The sequence below is a fragment of the Pseudoalteromonas sp. K222D genome (assembly GCF_017653575.1).
Lineage (GTDB): Bacteria > Pseudomonadota > Gammaproteobacteria > Enterobacterales > Alteromonadaceae > Pseudoalteromonas > Pseudoalteromonas nigrifaciens.
This window is the reverse complement of the sequence record NZ_JAGGDL010000030.1, coordinates 14605-36126: the sequence shown is the minus strand read 5'-3', so window position 1 is coordinate 36126 and position 21522 is coordinate 14605. Positions and strand designations below refer to the sequence as shown.

Annotated in this window: 19 protein-coding genes; 3 read left to right on the top strand and 16 right to left on the bottom strand. The window is 40.4% G+C overall.

Annotation, left to right across the window (positions count from 1 at the left end; genetic code table 11):
• Positions 1 to 10: 10 nt before the first annotated feature.
• Complete coding sequence (gene rppH / locus J5X91_RS13795) at positions 11 to 529, bottom strand: RNA pyrophosphohydrolase (RefSeq protein ID WP_008111786.1); 519 nt, start codon at positions 527 to 529, stop codon at positions 11 to 13.
• Between the two features lie 426 nt (positions 530 to 955).
• Between rppH and mutH the strand changes: the two genes are divergently transcribed.
• Positions 956 to 1627, top strand: coding sequence for a DNA mismatch repair endonuclease MutH (gene mutH / locus J5X91_RS13790; protein ID WP_011327439.1), 672 nt, complete (start codon positions 956 to 958; stop codon positions 1625 to 1627).
• 411 nt (positions 1628 to 2038) lie between these two features.
• Here the strand turns inward: mutH and eno are convergent, their stop codons facing one another.
• From eno to rlmD, 5 genes are all read right to left on the bottom strand, one after another.
• Entirely contained in the window at positions 2039 to 3337 is a 1299-nt protein-coding gene (eno, locus tag J5X91_RS13785; RefSeq protein ID WP_011327438.1) for a phosphopyruvate hydratase, read from the bottom strand.
• A gap of 109 nt (positions 3338 to 3446) precedes the next feature.
• On the bottom strand, positions 3447 to 5081 hold the full coding sequence (locus tag J5X91_RS13780) for a CTP synthase (protein WP_011327437.1): 1635 nt from the start codon (positions 5079 to 5081) through the stop codon (positions 3447 to 3449).
• A gap of 160 nt (positions 5082 to 5241) precedes the next feature.
• Positions 5242 to 6039 carry a nucleoside triphosphate pyrophosphohydrolase gene (mazG, locus tag J5X91_RS13775; RefSeq protein WP_208835026.1) on the bottom strand — a complete coding sequence of 266 codons (798 nt, stop codon included), beginning with the start codon at positions 6037 to 6039 and terminating at the stop codon, positions 5242 to 5244.
• A 2-nt stretch (positions 6040 to 6041) separates the two neighbouring features.
• The gene (gene relA, locus J5X91_RS13770; RefSeq protein ID WP_197107747.1) at positions 6042 to 8198 is read right to left on the bottom strand and encodes a GTP diphosphokinase; all 2157 of its coding nucleotides are present in this window, start codon (positions 8196 to 8198) and stop codon (positions 6042 to 6044) included.
• Positions 8199 to 8206: 8 nt separating this feature from the next.
• Complete coding sequence (gene rlmD, locus J5X91_RS13765; protein WP_011327434.1) at positions 8207 to 9532, bottom strand: 23S rRNA (uracil(1939)-C(5))-methyltransferase RlmD; 1326 nt, start codon at positions 9530 to 9532, stop codon at positions 8207 to 8209.
• A gap of 102 nt (positions 9533 to 9634) precedes the next feature.
• Between rlmD and barA the strand changes: the two genes are divergently transcribed.
• Both barA and J5X91_RS13755 read left to right on the top strand, forming a co-directional pair.
• A complete protein-coding gene (gene barA / locus J5X91_RS13760; protein WP_208835025.1) occupies positions 9635 to 12391 on the top strand; it encodes a two-component sensor histidine kinase BarA in 2757 nt (918 codons plus the stop codon).
• A gap of 62 nt (positions 12392 to 12453) precedes the next feature.
• Positions 12454 to 12822: a VOC family protein gene (locus J5X91_RS13755; RefSeq protein ID WP_086995046.1), complete on the top strand. Its 369-nt coding sequence runs from the start codon at positions 12454 to 12456 to the stop codon at positions 12820 to 12822.
• 135 nt (positions 12823 to 12957) lie between these two features.
• Here the strand turns inward: J5X91_RS13755 and pdxJ are convergent, their stop codons facing one another.
• From pdxJ to rpoE, 10 genes are all read right to left on the bottom strand, one after another.
• Entirely contained in the window at positions 12958 to 13689 is a 732-nt protein-coding gene (pdxJ, locus tag J5X91_RS13750; protein WP_011327431.1) for a pyridoxine 5'-phosphate synthase, read from the bottom strand.
• A 22-nt stretch (positions 13690 to 13711) separates the two neighbouring features.
• Positions 13712 to 14404: a DNA repair protein RecO gene (gene recO / locus J5X91_RS13745; protein WP_011327430.1), complete on the bottom strand. Its 693-nt coding sequence runs from the start codon at positions 14402 to 14404 to the stop codon at positions 13712 to 13714.
• A gap of 22 nt (positions 14405 to 14426) precedes the next feature.
• The gene (gene era, locus J5X91_RS13740) at positions 14427 to 15359 is read right to left on the bottom strand and encodes a GTPase Era (RefSeq protein WP_011327429.1); all 933 of its coding nucleotides are present in this window, start codon (positions 15357 to 15359) and stop codon (positions 14427 to 14429) included.
• Positions 15349 to 16026 carry a ribonuclease III gene (gene rnc, locus J5X91_RS13735; RefSeq protein ID WP_041454353.1) on the bottom strand — a complete coding sequence of 226 codons (678 nt, stop codon included), beginning with the start codon at positions 16024 to 16026 and terminating at the stop codon, positions 15349 to 15351. Before rnc ends, era begins: the two co-directional genes overlap by 11 nt.
• A gap of 2 nt (positions 16027 to 16028) precedes the next feature.
• The gene (gene lepB / locus J5X91_RS13730) at positions 16029 to 16964 is read right to left on the bottom strand and encodes a signal peptidase I (RefSeq protein WP_058372740.1); all 936 of its coding nucleotides are present in this window, start codon (positions 16962 to 16964) and stop codon (positions 16029 to 16031) included.
• A gap of 16 nt (positions 16965 to 16980) precedes the next feature.
• Positions 16981 to 18771, bottom strand: a complete 1791-nt coding sequence (gene lepA, locus J5X91_RS13725) for a translation elongation factor 4 (protein WP_011327426.1) — start codon at positions 18769 to 18771, stop codon at positions 16981 to 16983.
• 122 nt (positions 18772 to 18893) lie between these two features.
• Positions 18894 to 19343, bottom strand: coding sequence for a SoxR reducing system RseC family protein (locus tag J5X91_RS13720; protein WP_011327425.1), 450 nt, complete (start codon positions 19341 to 19343; stop codon positions 18894 to 18896).
• 20 nt (positions 19344 to 19363) lie between these two features.
• On the bottom strand, positions 19364 to 20317 hold the full coding sequence (locus J5X91_RS13715) for a MucB/RseB C-terminal domain-containing protein (protein WP_208835024.1): 954 nt from the start codon (positions 20315 to 20317) through the stop codon (positions 19364 to 19366).
• A 4-nt stretch (positions 20318 to 20321) separates the two neighbouring features.
• Positions 20322 to 20939 carry an anti sigma-E factor RseA C-terminal domain-containing protein gene (locus tag J5X91_RS13710; RefSeq protein ID WP_197107750.1) on the bottom strand — a complete coding sequence of 206 codons (618 nt, stop codon included), beginning with the start codon at positions 20937 to 20939 and terminating at the stop codon, positions 20322 to 20324.
• Position 20940: 1 nt separating this feature from the next.
• Positions 20941 to 21522: an RNA polymerase sigma factor RpoE gene (gene rpoE / locus J5X91_RS13705; protein WP_011327422.1), complete on the bottom strand. Its 582-nt coding sequence runs from the start codon at positions 21520 to 21522 to the stop codon at positions 20941 to 20943.

Sequence of the window (21522 nt, the reverse complement as noted above, 5' to 3'; positions counted from 1 at the left end):
ACTAAACTAACTACCTTTTATTTCGCCAATGATCTTTTTGCTGTTCGCGTTTATTAAAAGGCATAGCAAAAGGAGCAAACTCTTTCATTACACGCCGATAAACATCGCGTTTAAACGACACCACCTGCCTTACCGGATACCAATAACTTACCCAGCGCCAATCATCAAATTCAGGATGGTGGGTTTTAAGTAAATTTACGTCCTCATCTTTACAGCGTAGTTTTAGTAAAAACCATTTTTGTTTTTGCCCAATACATACCGGACTTGAGTCACGGCGTATTAATCGTTTGGGTAACTTATAGCGTAACCAATGTTTAGAACTTGCGACTATCTCTACATCTTCTGGTCGCAAGCCTACTTCTTCGTGTAATTCGCGGTACATGGTTTGTTCTGGCGTTTCACCATCGTCAACACCGCCTTGGGGAAATTGCCAAGAATGTTGACCATAACGTCTAGCCCAAAACACTTGTCCTTGGTTATTGCAAATTACAATTCCGACATTGGCACGAAAACCTTCGGCATCAATCACCTTAGTGCCTCATTTGTAAGTCGATTTTTAATGATTGTTCCACATTACCTGCTTTACGGCAAACAATATTGGAATATTTACTGTGGTTACTCACAGCTTGTGCATAACTTTTGTAAAACACGCTCATTTAGCAAACAAATCCACAATGTAAGATCGAAAAACTAGCTTTCTCCACAGATTCTGTGGATAAACATGTTTATATATGTGTACTCATTCAAACAACCTTAGAATCGCTTAATAAAAACTGAACAGTTTATTTTTAAATTTCATTAAAATTCATGAGCTTATATTTATTTTACTGTTTATTAATGTGTGCAAAATTGCACCAAACCCAAGGTGCACAAAAAACACCCAAAGGCAAAGATATCCACGGCTGGACTGATTTGCTATCATGGCGATGGTATTTATTCAACTTAAATAAACAGTATGCGACCTATAAAACCACATTCAATTAATGACTTAATGCAGCGTGTTAATAATATTGCTGGGCTTACCCTTGGCCAGTTAGCCAATGAATATAACTTTAAAACGCCTGACGATTTACTCCGTGAAAAAGGCTGGACGGGGCAGTTAATTGAATATGTATTAGGCGCAACTGCTGGCTCAAAACCACTGCCCGATTTTGAAGATTTAGGCATAGAGCTAAAAACATTGCCAATTTCTTATAAAGGCAAGCCACTAGAAACCACCTTTGTGTCGGTAACCCCACTCATTAACGTTACTGGCATGACCTGGCACGCAAGCAGCGTACGTAAAAAACTTAACCATGTACTTTGGTTGCCTATACTAAGTGAGCGCGACATAGCCCCGTTTGATAGAACCATTGGCAGCGGGTTTTTATGGCAACCCACGCCTGAGCAAGACGCCTTACTGCAACGCGATTGGGAAGAACAAATGGAGCTTATTGCCCTAGGGCGTATTGATGAAATATCGGGGCATTTAGGTGACGCAATTCAAATTCGCCCTAAAGCCGCGCACAGTAAAATAGTAACCGATGCTATTGGCCCTAATGGTAAAATAATTAAAACCCTGCCCCGTGGCTTTTATTTAAAAACCAGCTTTACTGGCGAAATTTTAAAACAGCAGTTTCAACTTTAATTTGTACAAATAGAAGTAAATTAGGGCGGCATAAAATTTAACTTGAGGCGACAACTAACTTGAAAAACTCCGTTGTGAGTAAATCATTTAAAATTTTTGCACAAAGAGAAAAAATGAGAGTAAATGAGCAGTGACAAGATACATTATTTAGTCTTTTTAGTTTCTCTAAAGCGTAGCGCCTCATAACCTCTTTGTGCATATATTCACTTAAAGTCTTTTCACACTACTTTTAACATATTTAAACTAAAAAGAGAGATAGAAAACCCCACCTAAAAATCGTATTTAAACTGTTACTGACAGTTATCTCACTTCTGATTTTCTGGTTACTGTTTTACTTTTTTTACCTAGGCAAAAAAAATCCCCACCAAAGTGAGGATTTATAAGCTTAAACATCATATTCTAATTAAAGAATTACTGACCTTTAACTTCTTTTAAACCGTTGTACGGTGCTTTATCGCCTAATTGCTCTTCAATACGAAGCAATTGGTTGTACTTAGCAACACGATCAGAGCGGCTTAATGAACCTGTTTTAATTTGACCTGCGGCTGTACCTACTGCTAAATCTGCAATGGTTGAATCTTCTGTTTCGCCTGAGCGATGAGAAATAACAACTGTAAAACCAGCATCTTTAGCCATTTTAATTGCAGCTAATGTCTCAGTTAAAGAACCAATTTGGTTAAACTTTATTAAGATTGAGTTAGCAATACCGTTGTCGATACCACGTTTTAAAATCTTAGTATTGGTTACAAACAAATCGTCACCCACTAATTGGATTTTATCACCCATTAGTTTAGTTTGGTGTGCAAAGCCATCCCAGTCAGACTCATCAAGGCCATCTTCGATAGACACGATTGGGTATTGCTGAGTTAAATCTTGTAAGAAGAAGTTAAATTCTTCAGAAGTGAACTTTTTGCCTTCACCTTTAAGATTGTAAATATTTGCTTCTTTGTCGTAAAACTCAGAGGCTGCACAATCAAGCGCTAATGTAATGTCTTTACCTAGCTCGTAGCCTGCATTTGCAACAGCTACTTTAATTGCAGCTAGTGCCGCTTCGTTAGATGCAAGGTTTGGTGCAAAACCACCTTCGTCACCTACCGCTGTTGAGTGACCGTCTGCTTTAAGTACTTTAGCTAGGCTGTGAAATATTTCTGCGCCCATGCGTAGAGCTTCACGGAAGTTTTTAGCGCCAATTGGTTGGATCATAAACTCTTGAATATCTACAGAGTTATCTGCATGTTCGCCACCATTGATAATGTTCATCATTGGTAATGGCATAGAGTAAACACCCGGTGTACCGTTTAAGTCAGCAATATGCTCATAAAGCTCAACTTTTTTAGATTGTGCAGCAGCTTTAGCCGTTGCTAGCGATACTGCTAAAATTGCGTTAGCACCTAATTTTTCTTTATTTTCGGTACCATCTAAATCTAGCATTACTTGATCAACAGTGCTTTGCTCAAGTGCATTTTGGCCTGCTAAAGCGGTTGCGATTTCATTATTAATAAAACCTACAGCTTTTAATACGCCTTTACCTAAATAACGAGATTTATCACCATCGCGTAATTCTAATGCTTCGCGAGTCCCTGTAGATGCGCCAGACGGCGCCGCAGCACGGCCCCATGAACCATCAGCTAAATGTACATCAGCTTCAACAGTTGGGTTACCACGCGAATCCATAATTTCGCGACCAATTACTTTTACGATTACTGACATCTTGATTCCTCTATATTCCCAAAATGGTGAATTACTGCCAACTTAATTTAAACTAATTTGGTTGGCATTTAAAACAAATAAGCCGTGCAATATGCACGGCCTATTAATATTACGAAGACGCTTTTTGGTGGATGTGAGCCGCAGCTACAAACCCTTCAAATAGCGGGTGACCATCGCGTGGTGTTGAAGTGAATTCCGGGTGGAATTGCGCTGCAATAAACCAAGGGTGATCTTTGTTTTCAATAATTTCTACTAGTTTTTTATCTTCTGATAAACCAGTAAAGCTTAAACCTGCTTTTTCTAGCTGCTCTACAAAGTTATTATTAACTTCGTAGCGATGACGATGACGTTCTACTATTTCATCGCTACCGTATACTGCATGCACTTTAGAACCCGGTGTTAAATGACATTTTTGTGCGCCTAAACGCATAGTGCCACCTAAGTCTGATTTTTCATCACGCTGCTCTACTTTACCTTCAGCATCTAGCCATTCGGTAATTAAGCCAACTACAGGGCTTGCCGATTGTGCGTTAAATTCAGTTGAGTTTGCATCAACAAGGCCGGCTACGTTACGAGCGTATTCAATTAACGCCACTTGCATACCTAAACAAATACCTAAGTAAGGCACTTTGTTTTCACGCGCGTATTTAGCCGCTAATATTTTACCTTCAACGCCACGACCACCAAAACCACCAGGCACTAAAATAGCATCTAGATGAGCTAACGAATCAACGCCTTTGGTTTCTAAGTCTTGTGAGTCAATGTATTGAATATTTACCGTTAAACGATTTTTCAGACCGGCATGTTTCAATGCTTCGTTTACAGATTTATACGCATCTGGTAATTCAATGTATTTACCTACCATACCAATAGTTACTTCACCTGTAGGGTTAGACTCTTGATAAAGTACTTGTTCCCATTCAACAAGGTCAGCTTCAGGGACATCTAAATGAAAACGACGACATACAAAGTAATCTAAATCTTGCGACTTTAATAGCGCAGGAATTTTATAAATACTGTCTACATCTGGTAGTGATATAACCGCTTTTTCTTCTACGTTGGTAAACAATGCAATTTTTGCACGTTCGTTACTTGGCAGCTTACGATCTGAGCGACAAATAAGAATATCTGGTTGAATACCAATTGAACGTAGTTCTTTAACCGAGTGCTGCGTTGGCTTAGTTTTCACTTCGCCTGCAGGGCCTAAAAATGGTACTAGCGTTAAGTGAATAAATAACGCACGCTCACGGCCTATTTCTGTACCCATTTGACGAATTGCTTCTAAAAATGGTTGTGACTCTATGTCACCCACTGTACCGCCAATTTCAACAAGTGCTATATCATAACCTTCAGCGCCAGAATAAACACGTTGCTTAATATCGTTGGTAATATGTGGAATTACCTGAATTGTTGCTCCAAGGTACTCGCCACGTCGCTCACGATGTAATACATCTTTGTATACACGACCTTGTGTAAAATTATTGCGACTTGTCATTTTGGTGCGAATAAAGCGCTCATAGTGACCTAAGTCTAGATCGGTCTCTGCGCCGTCTTCTGTAACGTATACTTCACCATGTTGAATTGGGCTCATTGTGCCTGGATCAACGTTGATGTAAGGATCCAGCTTTAAGATAGTAACATTTAAGCCACGGGCCTCTAAAATAGCTGCCAATGATGCTGCTGCAATACCTTTACCCAACGAAGAAACAACCCCGCCGGTAACGAAGATAAATTTTGTACTCATGCGAACCCTAGAATATCAGGAATTAAAAGGAATATAATACCCAAACAAGTGATTTTGGAATATAAACAGGACGGGGAGAAATTGTACCAAAGCATAGCCAATCAATCCAGCTAAAATTAGAAATTGTAAGCACAAAAAACAGCCATAATTTTACTACAAACTATTTGACTTTTTTGATCTCATCCCATGCTGCATCCATCTCATCAAGCGTGGCAGACTCTAAACATTTACCTTGGGCATTTAAATAAGCTTGGACTTTTTCAAAGCGAGTTGAAAACTTGTCGCTGGCGCTGCGCAGTAATTGCTCTGGGTCGCGCTTTATATGGCGCGCAACGTTTACTGTAGCAAACAGTAAATCGCCCAGCTCTTCTGCACTATGATCTGAATACGGATTGTGAGCGAGTGCTTCTTTTACTTCGTCTACTTCTTCGCTCACTTTATCCAATGCACCATGGTAACTTGGCCAATCAAAACCAAGAGCTGCCACCCGCTGCTGAATTTTTTTAGCTTTGCTTAAGCTTGGCATATTAACGGGAATATCTTGCCACAGCGAAGATGTAGCGCTTGCAGTTTTAGCGCTGCGCTCTTGTGCCTTAATTGCTTGCCACTGCGCTGCAAGCTCATCATCGCTTAGCGCTGTTTGCTTGTCGAACACATGAGGATGGCGGCGCGTAAGTTTAGCGTTTAATTGTGTCACTATATCGTTAAAATCAAATAGTTTTTGCTCATTTGCAAGTTGAGCATAAAACACAATTTGAAAGAGTAAATCGCCAAGTTCATTTTTAAGCTCACCTAAATTGCCCGATTCAATGCAATCGGCCACTTCAAACGCTTCCTCAATAGTGTGCGGCACTATTGAGCTAAAAGTTTGCTTACGATCCCAGGGGCAACCAAGCTCAGGATCTCTTAGCGTTTTCATTATATTTAGTAGTTGCGCAAGCACGGCGTTATCTGCCATATTTATTGCCCTCGCTTTGCACTGTGTACACCTTCAATTTGGTGTAACTTAGAAAGCACTCTATTAGTACCCGACAGATCGTGTACCTCTATTTGCATAGTAAATATAGCAATTTGATTATCATCAACGGTATTTACATTCATATTTAGCACATTCACTTTTTCGTTGGCTAACACTACACTTATGTCGCGAATTAAACCTGAGCGATCGCTGGCTTCTATTCTAATACTTAGCGCATAGGAGTTATGAATATCGTCTGACCAGCTTACAGAAATAACCCGCTCTGGGTGCTGAGTTTTTAAATTATCAAACGAGTCGCAATCATCACGATGTACACCAATACCGCGCCCTTGCGTTATATAGCCAATAATTTCATCCCCCGGAACCGGACGACAACATTTAGCAACATGACTCATTAAACTGCCTACGCCGTCAACCACAATACCGTTATTATCGCCGGTTACTTTTGTTGGGGTTTTAAAGCGTATTACCGGCTCTTCTTCGGGGCGATCGGTAACAAAGTTAAGCATTTGATTAAGGCGAATATCGCCTGCGCCAATGGCGACCATTAAATCGTCGAGCTCTTTAAAGTTAAAACGCTTAATAGCGGGTGCTAAGTCTCTATAATTTAAATCGAGCTTTTGCAGTTCGTTATCGAGTATTTCTTTACCGGCACTAAGATTTTTGTCGCGATCGAGCTGTTTAAACCAATGGTGTATTTTTGCTCTAGCACGCGATGATTTTATATAGCCTAATGACGGGTTTAACCAATCGCGGCTGGGGTTTGGCTGTTTTTGGGTAAGAATCTCTACCTGATCGCCGGTGCTTAATTGATGGGTAAATGGCACTATTTTGCCAAATACTTTAGCGCCAATACAACGATGCCCCACATTAGAGTGAATATAATAAGCAAAATCTAATGGTGTTGCTCCCAGTGGTAAATCAAAAATATCGCCGCGCGGGGTAAATACGTATACACGGTCTTCTACCACTTGGTTTTTAAGCTCTTGCGCTAGGTCGCTGCCATCAACCACTTCTTCTTGCCATTGTAATAGTTTACGCAACCAGCTAATTTTTTGCTCATAACCTGAGCCTCGCCCTGGCAATGCGCCTTCTTTATACATCCAATGCGCAGCAACACCCAACTCGGCATCTTGGTGCATATCGCTAGTGCGAATTTGAATCTCTACCGTTTTGCCTTCGGGGCCAAATACCACGGTATGAATAGACTGATAGCCATTTTGCTTTGGCGTGGCTACGTAGTCGTCAAACTCTTTATGCAAATGACGCCAGTTAGTGTGCACTATGCCCAGTGCGCCGTAACAATCTTGCAGGCGCTGCACCACAATACGCATTGCACGAATATCAAACAGTTGATCAAACTCGTAGTTTTTTTGCGCCATTTTTTTATAAATGCTGTAAATATGCTTTGGTCGCCCGTAAACCTCAGCTTCTATGCCCGCCTCGCTTAAGCGCCTTTTAACTTGCGCTACCATGTCTTCCATGTAGGCTTCACGCGCTAAGCGTTTGTCATCAAGCTGTTTGGCAATGTTTTTATAAATATTGGGGTGTAAATACCTAAACGATAAGTCTTCAAGCTCCCACTTTAATTGCCCTATACCTAAGCGGTTTGCCAGTGGTGCAAAAATGTCGGCGGTTTCTTTGGCGGCAATAACGCGCTCTTCTTCTGCGGCATTTTTTACATTGCGTAAATGACATACTTGCTCTGCTAACTTAATAACAACCGCGCGCACATCCTCTACCATAGCAAGTAACATACGGCGAATATTATCAACCTGTACCGTGCCTTTTCCTTGATGCGCCAAAGTGCTAATAGTCGCCATTTGTGCGACCCCGTTTAGCAATACCGCAATACTGCTACCTAGCTGCTCTTCAACAGTTTCAAGGGTGACTAAGTTATTTATAAAATACGGCGTTAAATAAGCAGTAGCTAATGAGTCTGCATCAAGATTAAGCTCGGCTAAAATTTCGACCATTTCAATGGCAGTGCTTTGTCGGGTGGTATTGTCACACGCTAAACAAAGTGCCTGTGCTTTATTAAGCAGCTCTACTTTTTCTGCCGACAGAGCAAGCAACTTTAAGCGACTAGCAAAGTCCCCGGTTTCATCCTGTTGATGTGATTGACGTGTAGCTACCATAATGCGCTTTACCTCCGTTGAAATAACGCCATAGTTTCAATATGTCCGGTGTGCGGAAACATATTCATTAGCCCAATTTTATGCAGTTCAAAGCCTGCTTGCGAAATAATAGCGCTGTCACGGGCTAAAGTAACAGGGTCGCATGAGACGTATAAAATAGTTTTAAACTGCTTTAAAGGAAGTTGTTCTAATACCGTTATTGCCCCAGTACGTGAGGGGTCTAACACCAGTACATCTAAATTTTTATTAAACCACGAAGCCGTTTCAATTTTATTTGTTAAATCAAAGCAATTAAATTGAGCATTAGTGATTGAGTTAGTGTGCGCATTTTGCGTTGCCATTGCAACCGCTGAAGCAACCCCTTCTACACCAATTACTGTTTTTGCTTGTTTTGCCAGCACTAGTGAAAAGTTACCAATACCACAAAATAAATCCAATACGTTTTCGTCGCCTTTTAGTGCCAGCCAATTTTGTGCTTGTTTAAGCATTGCTTGATTAACGCTAGCATTAACTTGGATAAAGTTATTTAAGCCAAATTCAAACTTTAACCCTAACTCTTCAAGTGCATAAAATGGCATGGCTAAATGTGAGTGTTCAATCACTTCACTTTCGCTTTGCCACACTAATTGCCATTGTTGCTCAGCGGCACTTTGTGCTACCAGTGCTTTTATATCCTCTGAAATAGGTTTTGTGTGGCGAATAATAACAAAGTTTTGCTCATCGCCTTGGCACAATTGCAAGTGAGATACACTGTGCAATGCCTTGTGTTGATTAATTAAGTTATCAAATACAGTAAATACATTTGCAAATACTTCACTTAGTACTGGGCACTCATTAATACTAATAATACTTTTAGAGCCACTTGCTCTATAGCCTACATGCATTTTTTTTGCTTTTTTATCAAACATTACCGCTAAACGAGCACTTCGTCGGTAATGAGTGGCTTTACTTAATAAGGGTGCTTGCCAGTTTAATTCATCAAGCTTGGCAAACTTTTCAAATAATTTGCTCACTGCTATTTGCTTTTCGACTACCTGTTGGCTGCTATCTAAATGCTGCAACTGACAACCACCACATTGATTATAATGCTCACAAAACGGCGCTACGCGATATTCACTCGCCTGTAATACTTTATGCGTTTGCGCTTCGCTATAACGCGCTTTGTCGGCGATAATGGTGGCTTTTACTTGCTCGTTTGGCAAAGCATTACTTACAAAGCACACTTTATTATTATGTTTAGCTATGCCGCGACCATGATGATCCATGGCGGTGATATCGAGCACTAAAGACTGTTGTTTTAGCGGTTTTTTTGTTGCTTTAAATATTTGCGCCATTAGGCATTACCTTAAACATTTGATGAATCGACTCCAATTGCAGAATACCTCATTATCCGTATATACTCTGAGCATGCTAATAACAATAATAACGCTCCCAATATGACTAAATTAGGCTTACGCGATTCTGTTTTAACACTCACTCTGATCCCCACGGTGATCATTGGATTGTTACTCGGTGGTTATTTTACAATAAATCGTTACATTGAGCTTGATGAAATTTTATATCAACAAGGGACGACTATTTCAGAGCCCCTTGCTATTGCGCTTGAGCAGCCATTACTTGAAAAAAACAAACAACTACTAAATCGTGTCATTAGCTATACCCACAATAAGCACTCCCCGGTAGTAAAGGCGATTGCATTATTTGACGACAATAATAAGCTAATAATAACCAGTAACTATCATCGCTCGTTTGATGACTTGCTCAACAACGAGCAACTAAATAATCTTAATGCCACTCAAGTCCATAAAACAGATGATTTAATTACCTTTTTTACACCCATTATTAATCACACAAGTCCTGATACAAAATGGGATAAATCGATATTTCAAACCTCACTAGGAACTGTGGTATTACAGTTAAATAGAGATCAAGCGGTTATTGGCCAGCAAAGAGCCTTACTGGTCAGTGGTATTGTTATTATACTAGCCCTAGTACTGGCTGCTATTTTAGCACTTAAACTTAGCCATATGTTTATGACCCCTCTTAATAAATTAGTACTGGCAACCGATAGGCTCGTAGAAGGTAAAAGAGAAACTGGTTTAAACGAGTCCATGATTGGTGAGTTTGAGTTACTCCGCGAAGGGTTAAATACTATTTCTTACTCTATGGTGATGCAAAAAGATGAAATGCAAAAAAACATTGATCAAGCCACCAGTGATTACCGCGAAACATTAGAGCAGTACGAAACGCAAAATATTCAGCTCACTATGGCAAAAAAAGAAGCTCAAGATGCCAACCGAGTTAAATCTGACTTTTTGGCAAAAATGAGTCATGAGCTACGCACCCCTTTAAATGGCGTGATTGGTTTTACGCGTCAGCTGCATAAAACGCCATTAAATAAAAACCAAAAAGATTACTTAGATACCATTGAACTGTCGGCTAATAGTTTAATGACCATTATTAGCGATATATTAGACTTTTCAAAATTAGAAGCGGGCGCTATGGAACTTGAGTCTATTCAGTTTCAGTTGCGCGATACCGTTAACGAAGTAATGACGCTGTTAGCCCCAAGCGCCCATGATAAGCAGCTTGAGCTGTCTATTTATATTAGCCCGCAAGTGCCCGATCACCTAACCGGTGATCCTACGCGATTAAAACAAGTTTTAATTAATTTATTAAGTAACGCAATTAAGTTTACCGAAAAAGGCGCTATAAAAGTCGACATTAGCCATAGACTACTCGATGATGAGCGCACCTCAATTTTAGTTTCAGTGGCCGATACAGGCGTAGGTATTCCTGTTGATAAGCAAGATGCATTATTTACCGCCTTTGGCCAAGCCGATTCAAGTATTACCCGTAAATTTGGTGGCACTGGCTTGGGGCTAATTATCACCAAGCATATTGTAGAGGCCATGAGTGGTAAAATTACACTTAACTCAGCCCCTGGTAATGGCACCTGCTTTACCTTTAATGGCGTATTTAGACTGCCTAATCATGTGTTTGCCAGTGACTTACCAACTAAATCTTTGCTCGGTAAGCATGTTTTATATTTAGAGCCACACGAGCACACCCATCATGCTGTTTTATCTTTGCTTAACGAATGGCAAATAAGTGTAACCGGCTGCTTTAGCGATGCAGAATTTTTAGCTGCAATCGACAATAAAGAGCAGCAATATGATATTTGTATCATTGGTGATATGGCCTCGGTTAACGATATGCAGCGTTTAAAGGCTCATGTAAAAGCGGTGCGTGAATCAACCGACTATTTATATTTAATGCTCAACACGGTATCACATAGTATGCGTGAAGCCTTTATTGGCAGTGGCGCTGATGCCTGCTTAAGTAAACCACTTAACCATCGTAAATTGTGTGAACTACTTGCCGCGCCGTATCGATTAGATCATCCGGTGCACAACATTGAGCAAAATGAGCAAACACTCTTGCCGTTAAAAGTATTAGTAGTTGACGATAATGATGCTAACTTAAAATTAATTTATACCTTACTTAATGAGCAGGTTGAGCTAATAGACACTGCGCACAATGGCTCGCAAGCTTACAGTTTGAGTAAAAGCCACAAGTACGACGTAATATTTATGGACATACAAATGCCAATTATGGATGGTATTACTGCCTGTAAGTTAATTAAAGAATCATCATTAAACGAAGATACGCCCATCATTGCCGTAACCGCACATGCACTGCACAGCGAAAAAGAGCAGTTATTAAAAGACGGTTTTGAAGGCTATTTAACTAAACCGATTGATGAGGACATGCTCAATCAAATTATTTGCGATCACAGCCCGCAACTACCGGTTAGCCGCGATAAACTAAAAAACATGCCACAAAGCCCGCCCCCTTTTAAGAGTGTGCGCCTTGATTGGGGCATAGCACTGCAACATGCTGGCGGTAAAAGTGAGCTGGCATTAGAAATGCTCAATATGTTATTACTCAGCGTGCCCGAAACACTTAGCCTATTAGCACAAGCTATTGCCGATGAAGACTGCAAACAAGTACTGAGCATTATTCATAAGTTACATGGTGCGTGTTGCTACACTGGCGTACCTAAATTAAAGTCGCTGGCCGAAACAATCGAAACCGCGTTAAAAAGTAACTGCGTATTAGCCACTATTGAACCTGAGTTATTTGAACTACAAGACGAGCTAGAGAACTTACTACTTGATGCTAAAGATTAAAGGCTCGAAACTATAAAACGATAGCTATTGCGCCATCAGTACAATAAACAGGAAGAGACTTTATGAGCAATAACAAAGTAATTGGTAGTATTGAATGGCGCGATCTTACTGTGGCTGATGCACAGCAAATCAGCGACTTTTATGCACACGTTGTTGGTTGGCAAAAAGAGCCTGTAGATATGGGCAGTTACAATGATTTTAATATGAATAACGCACAAGGGACAATAGCAGGCATTTGCCATGCTAAGGGCGATAACGCCGATTTACCAGCACAGTGGTTAATGTATGTTCGAGTAGAAAATGCTCAGCTTAGCGCACAAAAAACGCTGGAGTTAGGAGGCGAAATTATTAAAGGGCCGACTGAATATGGTGGCGAAAGCTATTTTATTATTCGCGATCCAAGTGGCGCTATTTTGGCAGTGTATTCTTAACTTTTAGTGGCTTTAATTGTACTCACCCAAGCTAGTTGCTAACTTGCATAACAGCCGGGCTCAAAATTAGAAGCTCCATGCACCTAATATAACTAAGTAGCAAGAAGCTTCAAGTAGCTTATTTAAAGCGAGGCTTTAGGCACGCGCTTCAAGCATTAAGCGTTTCATATCGCGTACGGCTTTATCTAGCCCATCAATGGCGGCACGAGCAATAATGGCGTGACCAATATTAAGCTCATAAATTTCTTCCATTGCGGCAATTGGTTTTACATTATGGTAATGCAAACCATGGCCCGCATTGACAATTAAGCCAATACTGGCTGCGTATTTAACGCCTTGGCGAATATGTTCAAGCTCTTTGCTTATTGCCTCATCGGTTGTAGCATCTGCATAAGCACCGGTATGAATTTCAACATACGGAGCGCCTGTTGCTTTAGCTGCATCTAGCTGCGCTTTATCGGCATCAATAAATAACGAAACTTTAATACCTGCGTCGCTCAAGGTTTTTGTTGCTGCGGTAATTTTTTCAAGATTACCCGCCACATCAAGTCCGCCTTCGGTGGTTAGCTCTTCGCGTTTTTCTGGCACTAGGCATACGTACTCAGGTTTTACCTCAAGTGCAATATTGATCATTTCATCGGTTACGGCTGTTTCAAGGTTCATGCGTGTTTGTATGGTTTTAGCCATTACATACACGTCACGGTCTTGAATATGACGGCGATCTTCACGTAAATGAATAGTGATACCGTCGGCTCCTGCATGCTCAGCTACACTTGCTGCATGTGCTGGATCAGGGTAGCTAGTGCCACGTGCTTGGCGAAGTGTTGCAATATGATCAACGTTTACACCCAAAAGAATATCTTTCATTATTTTACCTGTAAAATTACGTTTATTGAGAGGCCGCAAATAACTCACGACTTTTTAATGGTTTATTACCAAGTAGTGGCTTTAATAAGTAGCGGCTTAATTGCTTTGCCATATATAGCACATCTGCTTGGCTAAAGTCATGATTAGCTATGGCATTAAGTTGCAAACCGCTAAATCCAGAGCGCGGATCGTCTTGTACTAAAAAGCCAACTTCTGCAAAATAGCTATACGTTCGCTTTTCATCTATGGGTTCACCGCTGGCGTCAAAACTAAAATCGACGCCATAACCTAATAGTTCTAATAGTTGAAATTCGTAAGAACGCAGTACTGCTTGTAAATTAGCACCGCTATTAAGGTTTTTTAAGTGCGTATTATAAAGCTGAAAAACCTGATCAATCGGTTCATTAATTGGCACAATTCGATTAGTTAATTCATTTAAATAAAAGCCGCAATAAAGCTCATCACCTTTTAAAAAAAGTGGCGTTCCGTGCAGTTCAAATTTGTTGATGTATTTTAAATCGTACTTGCCGTTGTAATGTACCAACAAGGCTTGGAAAGGTTGTAATTGCGCTTTATGTTTAGTGGCCTGGCGGCCACTAATACGGGCTAGCATTCTAAGTTGGCCAACGCCTTCTACTAGCATATCAAGCATTACTTGGGAGTCACTATAAGGACGCCGATGTAATAAATACGCTCTGTAGAAGTCGCTATCCATAATTTAAACTGCTAGCAGATTATTAGTCTTCACCATAACCTAGGCTTCTTAATGCGCGCTCGTCATCAGCCCAACCCGATTTAACTTTAACCCAAAGCTCTAAAAACACTTTATTATCGAGCATTTCTTCAAGATCTTTACGTGCTTCGCGACCAATGGTTTTTAGCTTTTCGCCTTTATTACCAATCACCATACGCTTTTGTGTTTCGCGCTCAACGAGTATTAAACCATTGATATGCCAAATACCGTTTTCTTGCCATTTAAACTGCTCTATTTCAACAGTAACAGAATACGGTAGCTCCTCGCCCATAAAACGCATTAGCTTTTCACGAATGGTTTCTGCTGCCATAAAGCGCATTGAACGGTCGGTTACGTAGTCTTCTGGAAAATAAAATTCACTTGGCTGAAGGCGTTTAGTTACTTCAGCTTTGATCAAGTCGATATTTTTACCTTGCTCAGCCGACACTGGCATAATACCAATAAAGTCAAACTTGTCGCCTAACCACTTCATATGAGGCAGTACTAGGTCGCGATCTTTTACTAAATCTATTTTATTGATCACCAATAATACCGGCTTACCACTTTGCGATACTTTATTAAGTACCATGTCGTCATCGGCATTCCAGTGGGTGCCTTCAACTACAAATATAATAAGCTCTACATCACCAATTGAACTAGATGCTGCGCGGTTCATTAAGCGGTTAATAGCACGTTTTTCTTCAACGTGTAGCCCAGGTGTATCAACGTAAACAGCTTGATGCTTACCTTCGGTATGAATACCCATAATACGGTGGCGTGTGGTTTGTGGCTTACGTGAGGTAATACTAACCTTTTGCTCAATAATTTTATTAAGTAAAGTAGATTTACCTACGTTAGGGCGCCCTACTATTGCGATCATGCCGCAAAACGTATCTATATCGCCATCGTGTGGTTGTATTAAGGTATCAAGGTTCATTTTTGAGTATCTTCAATGCTTTTTCAGCAGCTTTTTGTTCGGCTTTACGACGCGAGCTACCAACAGAAATAATGCTATCCATGCCATCAACAATACATTCAACCGTGAATGTTTGATTGTGTGCCTGGCCTTTTGTATCAACAACTGTATAGCCCGGTAACGATAGTTTACGAGCTTGCAAATGCTCTTGCAGCAGGGTCTTAGGATCTTTTTGATTAAGCCCTGGTGAAATAGCATTTAAACGCTCTTCATACCAAGATAAAATTAATTCGCCACAGCGTTCAATATCCGAATCTAAAAACACAGCGCCAATAATCGCCTCTACGGCATCGGCAAGTGTTGACTCGCGACGAAAGCCGCCACTTTTTAGCTCGCCTGGACCTAAGCGTAAATAATCCCCTAAGCCAAACTCTAAGCCAAATTCAGCCAATGTTTGACCACGCACTAAGGTAGAGCGCATACGGCTTAAATCGCCTTCACGCGCTTTAGGAAACTTAGCATACAGCGCATTTGCAATCACAAAGCTTAAAATTGAATCGCCTAAAAATTCTAGTCGCTCGTTATGCTGACCTTTATGACTACGATGCGTCATTGCTTGCTCAAGCAAGCCTTGATCTGCAAATATGTAGTCTATTGTTTTGTATAGTTCTGTTACATTTTTTTTCATTGCTATTGAATATTACCTAGGCGTTCAAAACGAACACCAGTTGGAACCCATCCTGGTAAAATGTCATCTGGGCCATTATCAAATTCAAAACTCATCCATATAAAGACAGCTTTACCCACCAAGTTTTCTTTTGGCACAAAACCCCAAAAGCGACTATCTTGGCTGTTATCGCGATTATCACCCATCATAAAATAATGATCAGCAGGAACAACCCATTCATCGGTAGGTGTACCTGGTTGCTGATAATAACGCCCTTTACGTTCAGGCGCCTGAGGGTTAATTAAAATATCATGGCTTAACGTAGTTAAGTTTTCATTTAAACGCGCTAATGCCATTGAGCCTTGCTTAAATTCGTCATCATTAATTAATTTAAAATCAATTTTATTAAATTCATTACAAAGCAGCTCACCCTGCTGGGTTTCACCAGCTTTACAATTAGGTTGAATATATAAACGCTTATCACGATAAACAATTTTATCGCCAGGCAAGCCTATTGTGCGTTTAATAAAATCGACCTTTTCGTCTAGCGGGTATTTAAAAACAATAATATCACCACGCTCAGGCTCACCTACATCAACTAATTGGCTGCGCCATACTGGGTCTTTAATTCCGTACGAATACTTTTGCACTAAAATAAAATCTCCTACTAATAAAGTAGGCATCATTGAACCTGAAGGTATTTGAAACGGTTCAAACATAAACGATCTAAATATAGTGATAGCAGCAATCATCGGAAAAATCGACTTTGCTGTTTCAGTAAGCATAGGCTCTGGTGCAATTAATGCGGCAGTTTCTTCATCTAATTTACCACCAGCAGAAGCCTCTGCCATAGCCAAATGCGCATTTCGTTTCGGCGCAAACATTAAGTGGTCTATTAACCATATTAGACCTGAGCCTAAGGTTAATAGCACCAATAAAACTGAAAAATAGCCAGCCATTTATAATCCTTTGTTTTTATTTACCAACTTTTAAAATAGCTAAAAACGCTTCTTGAGGCACTTCAACGTTACCTACTTGCTTCATGCGTTTCTTACCATCTTTTTGCTTTTTAAGTAGCTTTTTCTTACGACTCACGTCACCGCCGTAACACTTAGCAATTACGTTTTTACGCATCTGTTTTATCGTAGTACGGGCAATAACATGTCCGCCAATAGCTGCTTGAATCGCAATATCAAACATTTGACGTGGAATTAGCTCTTTTAGTGCATCGGCTAATTGGCGACCACGTGATTGCGCACTATCGCGGTGAGCAATGATCGCCAGCGCGTCGACGCGCTCTGAGTTGATTAAAATATCAACACGTACCATATCTGATGTTTGGAAATGCTTAAAGTTGTAATCAAGCGATGCAAAGCCACGACTGGTTGATTTTAACTTATCAAAAAAGTCCATAACTACTTCTGCCATAGGCAGTTCGTAAGTTACCGCAACTTGCTTACCATGATATGACATTTTAGTTTGCATACCACGCTTATCAACACACAAGGTAATAACACTACCTAAGTATTCTTGCGGCACTAAAATATTGGCTTCTACAATCGGTTCACGAATTTCTAAAATATCGTTTACCGCAGGTAAATCAGATGGGTTATCAATTTGGAAAGTCCCGTCTTTTTTAGTCACTACTTCATAAATTACGGTTGGTGCTGTGGTAATTAAATCAATATCGTATTCACGTTCTAAACGCTCTTGAATAATTTCCATGTGTAGCATGCCTAAAAAGCCACAACGAAAACCAAAACCAAGTGCTGTTGAGTTCTCTGGTTCGAAAAATAACGACGCATCGTTTAAGCTTAATTTATTAAGCGCATCACGAAACGATTCATATTCATCAGAAGCAATTGGGAACATACCTGCATACACTTGTGGTTTTATTTTTTGAAAACCAGGTAAACGCAATGGTGCCGCATTTTTTTGATGAGTAATAGTATCGCCAACAGGTGCACCATGTATTTCTTTAATACCAGCAATTACAAAGCCTACTTCACCGGTTCTTAAAATACCTGTGTTAGTTTGCTTTGGTGTAAATACACCTACCTGATCGGCTGTGTGTACGTGATCGTTCGACATGATTTTAATTTTGTCGCCCGCGCGCAGTTCACCGTGCTTAATGCGCACTAATGATACAACACCTTGGTATGGGTCAAACCATGAGTCAATTATAAGTGCTTGAAGAGGAGCATCTTTATCGCCAACCGGTGGCGGTACATCTTTAACTATCATTTCAAGTACTTCGGCAATACCAACGCCAGTTTTAGCGCTACATTGCACTGCATCTAGGGCATCAATACCAATAATATCTTCAATTTCTTCAGCCACACGAAGCGGATCGGCTTGTGGTAAATCTATTTTATTAAGTACAGGTATTACTTCTAAGTTCATTTCAATGGCAGTGTAACAATTTGCCAGTGTTTGTGCTTCAACACCTTGACCAGCATCTACAACGAGTAACGCACCTTCACATGCTGCTAATGAGCGTGATACTTCATAAGTAAAATCAACATGCCCTGGGGTGTCGATAAAGTTAAGCTGGTAGATCTCGCCGTCATTGGCTTTATAATTCAAGGTTACACTTTGCGCTTTAATGGTAATACCACGTTCGCGCTCAATATCCATTGAATCCAAAACCTGTTTTTGCATTTCACGGTCGGTTAAACCACCACAAACTTGGATCAAACGATCTGAAAGGGTCGATTTACCATGGTCAATGTGGGCGATGATCGAAAAATTACGGATATGCTTCATAAAATGGATTCTAAACTCTATTTTAATGGACTAAGTAGATATACCTAAACAACTTGAAAATATTTGTTTTTATATTTTCAAGTTGTTGTGGCGTAAGCGGGCAATTTTACATTTAATTGGCATCAATCACCATCTATTTGAGTTAAAGGAAGGCTAATTGGATGAATTTTTATCACTTTGATATCATGCCTGAATGATTTAACCCACATTTTAGCCATTAAAAAGCCAATACCGCCCCCCAAAGCAGCAGCTAAAATTTGCCATCCTTCGGTAACTAACAGTAATTCAGCGGCAACTAGCGCAAAGCCTAGGCTTAAAAATAGCGGCAACATATATACAGTAAATGCGTGTTTAACAACGTGGCTGTCATCGAGCGACAAGGTGATTTTTTGTCCCACCACTACGGGCGTGTCAAATTTATAGGGAAAGGTTTTTTTAGCACTGCCAAATAACTTACTAAACACCTGCGATCCACAACGACCATTACAGCCTTCGCATGCTTGTTTTTGTTGTGCCTCTAAATGTGCAATGTGGCCACTAAGGGCCACAACTTTTAAGGTTTGTTCTATCATAACAACTCTTTATAAATCGTTTATAATGCGCGGGTCACCGACTCTGCAATTTTTTTGGCCGTTAAACTAGGAATATTACCCACCACCGAAACATCAAAATTACCGCCGTTGTGCACATAAACTGTGGTTGCCCCAGAGGTGAGTGAGCCACTTAAGCGCTTACCCGGCAAAGGTCTTTGTATAAATACCGACACTTCTACAAAGCCATCTGAAAATAAATAGTAGTCGGTTAATTCATTATTTAAATCTAATTTATGGCGGTCTGATTTTAATAATTCAAAGCCTGCTGGCAACCAGTCTATTTTCCACGTTTTTGCCTTATCACTGCCCAATGTTTCGAGTGAGTTATTTGGTAACGGGGTTGGAAAGTTGCGATTAAGTATTTCCAGCAACATACTAGCAGGCTGCTCTGTAACACTTATGTGGGTAAGTTGCAGTTGCTCTAAAGCTTCGCCTTGATGATTAACATAGGCCGCTTTTAGTAATAAAGAGGATTCCATATCAAGCCAAATCCAGTAGTTATATTTGTCTTCATCTTTAGATTCTATACGTACTAACTGAGCTGCTCGTCCTGATATACGCCCTTTTCCACCAAGTACAAAGTCATAATGGCCACTTAAACGCTCAACGTTTTTAAACAGTACTTCAGGAATTGGTCCTGCAATTGAATCAGTTGTAAGTGAATAAGGCTCTGATTGCGGCTCAAAATAAGTAACTTGGTTGTCAACGCGTACCATTTCTAGGCCCGCGCCATTGAGTAAACTTAAGTGTTCTATCTCAATGTCATCTTGTTTTGCATGTAACCAACGGTAGGGTTCCATGGTTTTGCCTTTAACAACCACAAACGAGGCGTCAAAGTTACGGGTATGAACGGCATTAGCCATTTTAAGCAGTAAATCTTTGGCAGGATTGGTGTCGCTGGCAAAGATATTAAAGCTGATTGCCAGCGACAGAATAAAAGTAATTACTTTCATTTAATTAGTTGTTTTCCTCTGGTTTTTTTGCATCCGTTTGCGCAGCCTCTAATGAATGTGCAACACGAGCTTGGCGTTGATGCTCTAAAACAAGTGCGCCAATACGTTGCTGCTGCAATTCACGCAAACCATTTTCTGCGTTTTTAAGCGCGGGCTCCGATGAATAACTCACTGGTGATGCAGTACCTGTAAAAGGTGTTGTTTGCAGCAATGGAATTTCGCTTTGTTGCGCGCCATCGCCCTGTGGCAACATATTTACGCCTACAATAGCAAACATAGCAACACTTGCTGCAATCGCAAGTTGTGCCACTGGCTTGCGCCAATTAAATGCCACAACTTTATTGTCGTTTATAGTATCACTTTGCGGCGCAGATTGCGCTTTAGACTGACTGAAATCTGCATATACTGGTTCGCTTTCGAGTGCTAACGCAACACGCTTGCTAATATCAATATGAATATCGCTGTGATCTTTTTGAGCTCGCATTGCATCACCAATTAACGCATAACGGCCAAAGATAGCAACGTCTTGCTCTGCAATTTTTGCATCTGCTAGTTGTTGCTCGCCGTCAAGTAATGCAGATAACGATTCGTCATCTAACCTGTTAACGTGTGCTTTTATCATACTAAGACTCGCCTATTAATGGGTTTAATTTGTTATCAATTGCTTCACGGGCACGAAATATACGCGAACGTACCGTCCCGACTGGGCAATCCATTACCACAGCTATTTCTTCATAGCTCATCCCTTCAATTTCTCTGAGGGTGATTGCGGTTTTAAGATCTTCAGGCAAACTATCAATCGTATTAAAAATAACAGCGCGTACTTCTTCGCTCAGCAGTAAATTTTCAGGAGATGCGTTAGAACGCATTGAGTCCGCGCAGTCATAAAATTCGGCATCTTGTGCGTCTATATCACTTGCTGGCGGTTTACGCCCCTGAGCTACTAAATAATTTTTAGCACAATTTACTGCAATACGGTACAACCAAGTATAAAAGGCACTATCGCCCCTGAAGTTAGGAAGCGCACGATAAGCTTTTATAAACGCTTCTTGTGCTACATCTGCAATATCACCCTGATTTGACACATAACGTGAGATCAAACCGGCAATTTTGTTTTGATACTTCTTTACTAATAGGTTGAAGGCGTTTTTATCTCCTTGCTGAACCCTTTTTACTAGCGCTAAATCTTGATCCTGCTCGCTCAT

What these genes read in the sequence shown, in the direction of transcription:
- mutH (WP_011327439.1), top strand. Translation starts at nt 956, where the DNA reads ATGCGACCTATAAAACCACATTCAATTAATGACTTAATGCAGCGTGTT.
- eno (WP_011327438.1), bottom strand. Translation starts at nt 3,337, where the DNA reads ATGTCAGTAATCGTAAAAGTAATTGGTCGCGAAATTATGGATTCGCGT.
- J5X91_RS13780 (WP_011327437.1), bottom strand. Translation starts at nt 5,081, where the DNA reads ATGAGTACAAAATTTATCTTCGTTACCGGCGGGGTTGTTTCTTCGTTG.
- mazG (WP_208835026.1), bottom strand. Translation starts at nt 6,039, where the DNA reads ATGGCAGATAACGCCGTGCTTGCGCAACTACTAAATATAATGAAAACG.
- relA (WP_197107747.1), bottom strand. Translation starts at nt 8,198, where the DNA reads ATGGTAGCTACACGTCAATCACATCAACAGGATGAAACCGGGGACTTT.
- rlmD (WP_011327434.1), bottom strand. Translation starts at nt 9,532, where the DNA reads ATGGCGCAAATATTTAAAGCAACAAAAAAACCGCTAAAACAACAGTCT.
- barA (WP_208835025.1), top strand. Translation starts at nt 9,635, where the DNA reads ATGACTAAATTAGGCTTACGCGATTCTGTTTTAACACTCACTCTGATC.
- J5X91_RS13755 (WP_086995046.1), top strand. Translation starts at nt 12,454, where the DNA reads ATGAGCAATAACAAAGTAATTGGTAGTATTGAATGGCGCGATCTTACT.
- pdxJ (WP_011327431.1), bottom strand. Translation starts at nt 13,689, where the DNA reads ATGAAAGATATTCTTTTGGGTGTAAACGTTGATCATATTGCAACACTT.
- recO (WP_011327430.1), bottom strand. Translation starts at nt 14,404, where the DNA reads ATGGATAGCGACTTCTACAGAGCGTATTTATTACATCGGCGTCCTTAT.
- era (WP_011327429.1), bottom strand. Translation starts at nt 15,359, where the DNA reads ATGAACCTTGATACCTTAATACAACCACACGATGGCGATATAGATACG.
- rnc (WP_041454353.1), bottom strand. Translation starts at nt 16,026, where the DNA reads ATGAAAAAAAATGTAACAGAACTATACAAAACAATAGACTACATATTT.
- lepB (WP_058372740.1), bottom strand. Translation starts at nt 16,964, where the DNA reads ATGGCTGGCTATTTTTCAGTTTTATTGGTGCTATTAACCTTAGGCTCA.
- lepA (WP_011327426.1), bottom strand. Translation starts at nt 18,771, where the DNA reads ATGAAGCATATCCGTAATTTTTCGATCATCGCCCACATTGACCATGGT.
- J5X91_RS13720 (WP_011327425.1), bottom strand. Translation starts at nt 19,343, where the DNA reads ATGATAGAACAAACCTTAAAAGTTGTGGCCCTTAGTGGCCACATTGCA.
- J5X91_RS13715 (WP_208835024.1), bottom strand. Translation starts at nt 20,317, where the DNA reads ATGAAAGTAATTACTTTTATTCTGTCGCTGGCAATCAGCTTTAATATC.
- J5X91_RS13710 (WP_197107750.1), bottom strand. Translation starts at nt 20,939, where the DNA reads ATGATAAAAGCACACGTTAACAGGTTAGATGACGAATCGTTATCTGCA.
- rpoE (WP_011327422.1), bottom strand. Translation starts at nt 21,522, where the DNA reads ATGAGCGAGCAGGATCAAGATTTAGCGCTAGTAAAAAGGGTTCAGCAA.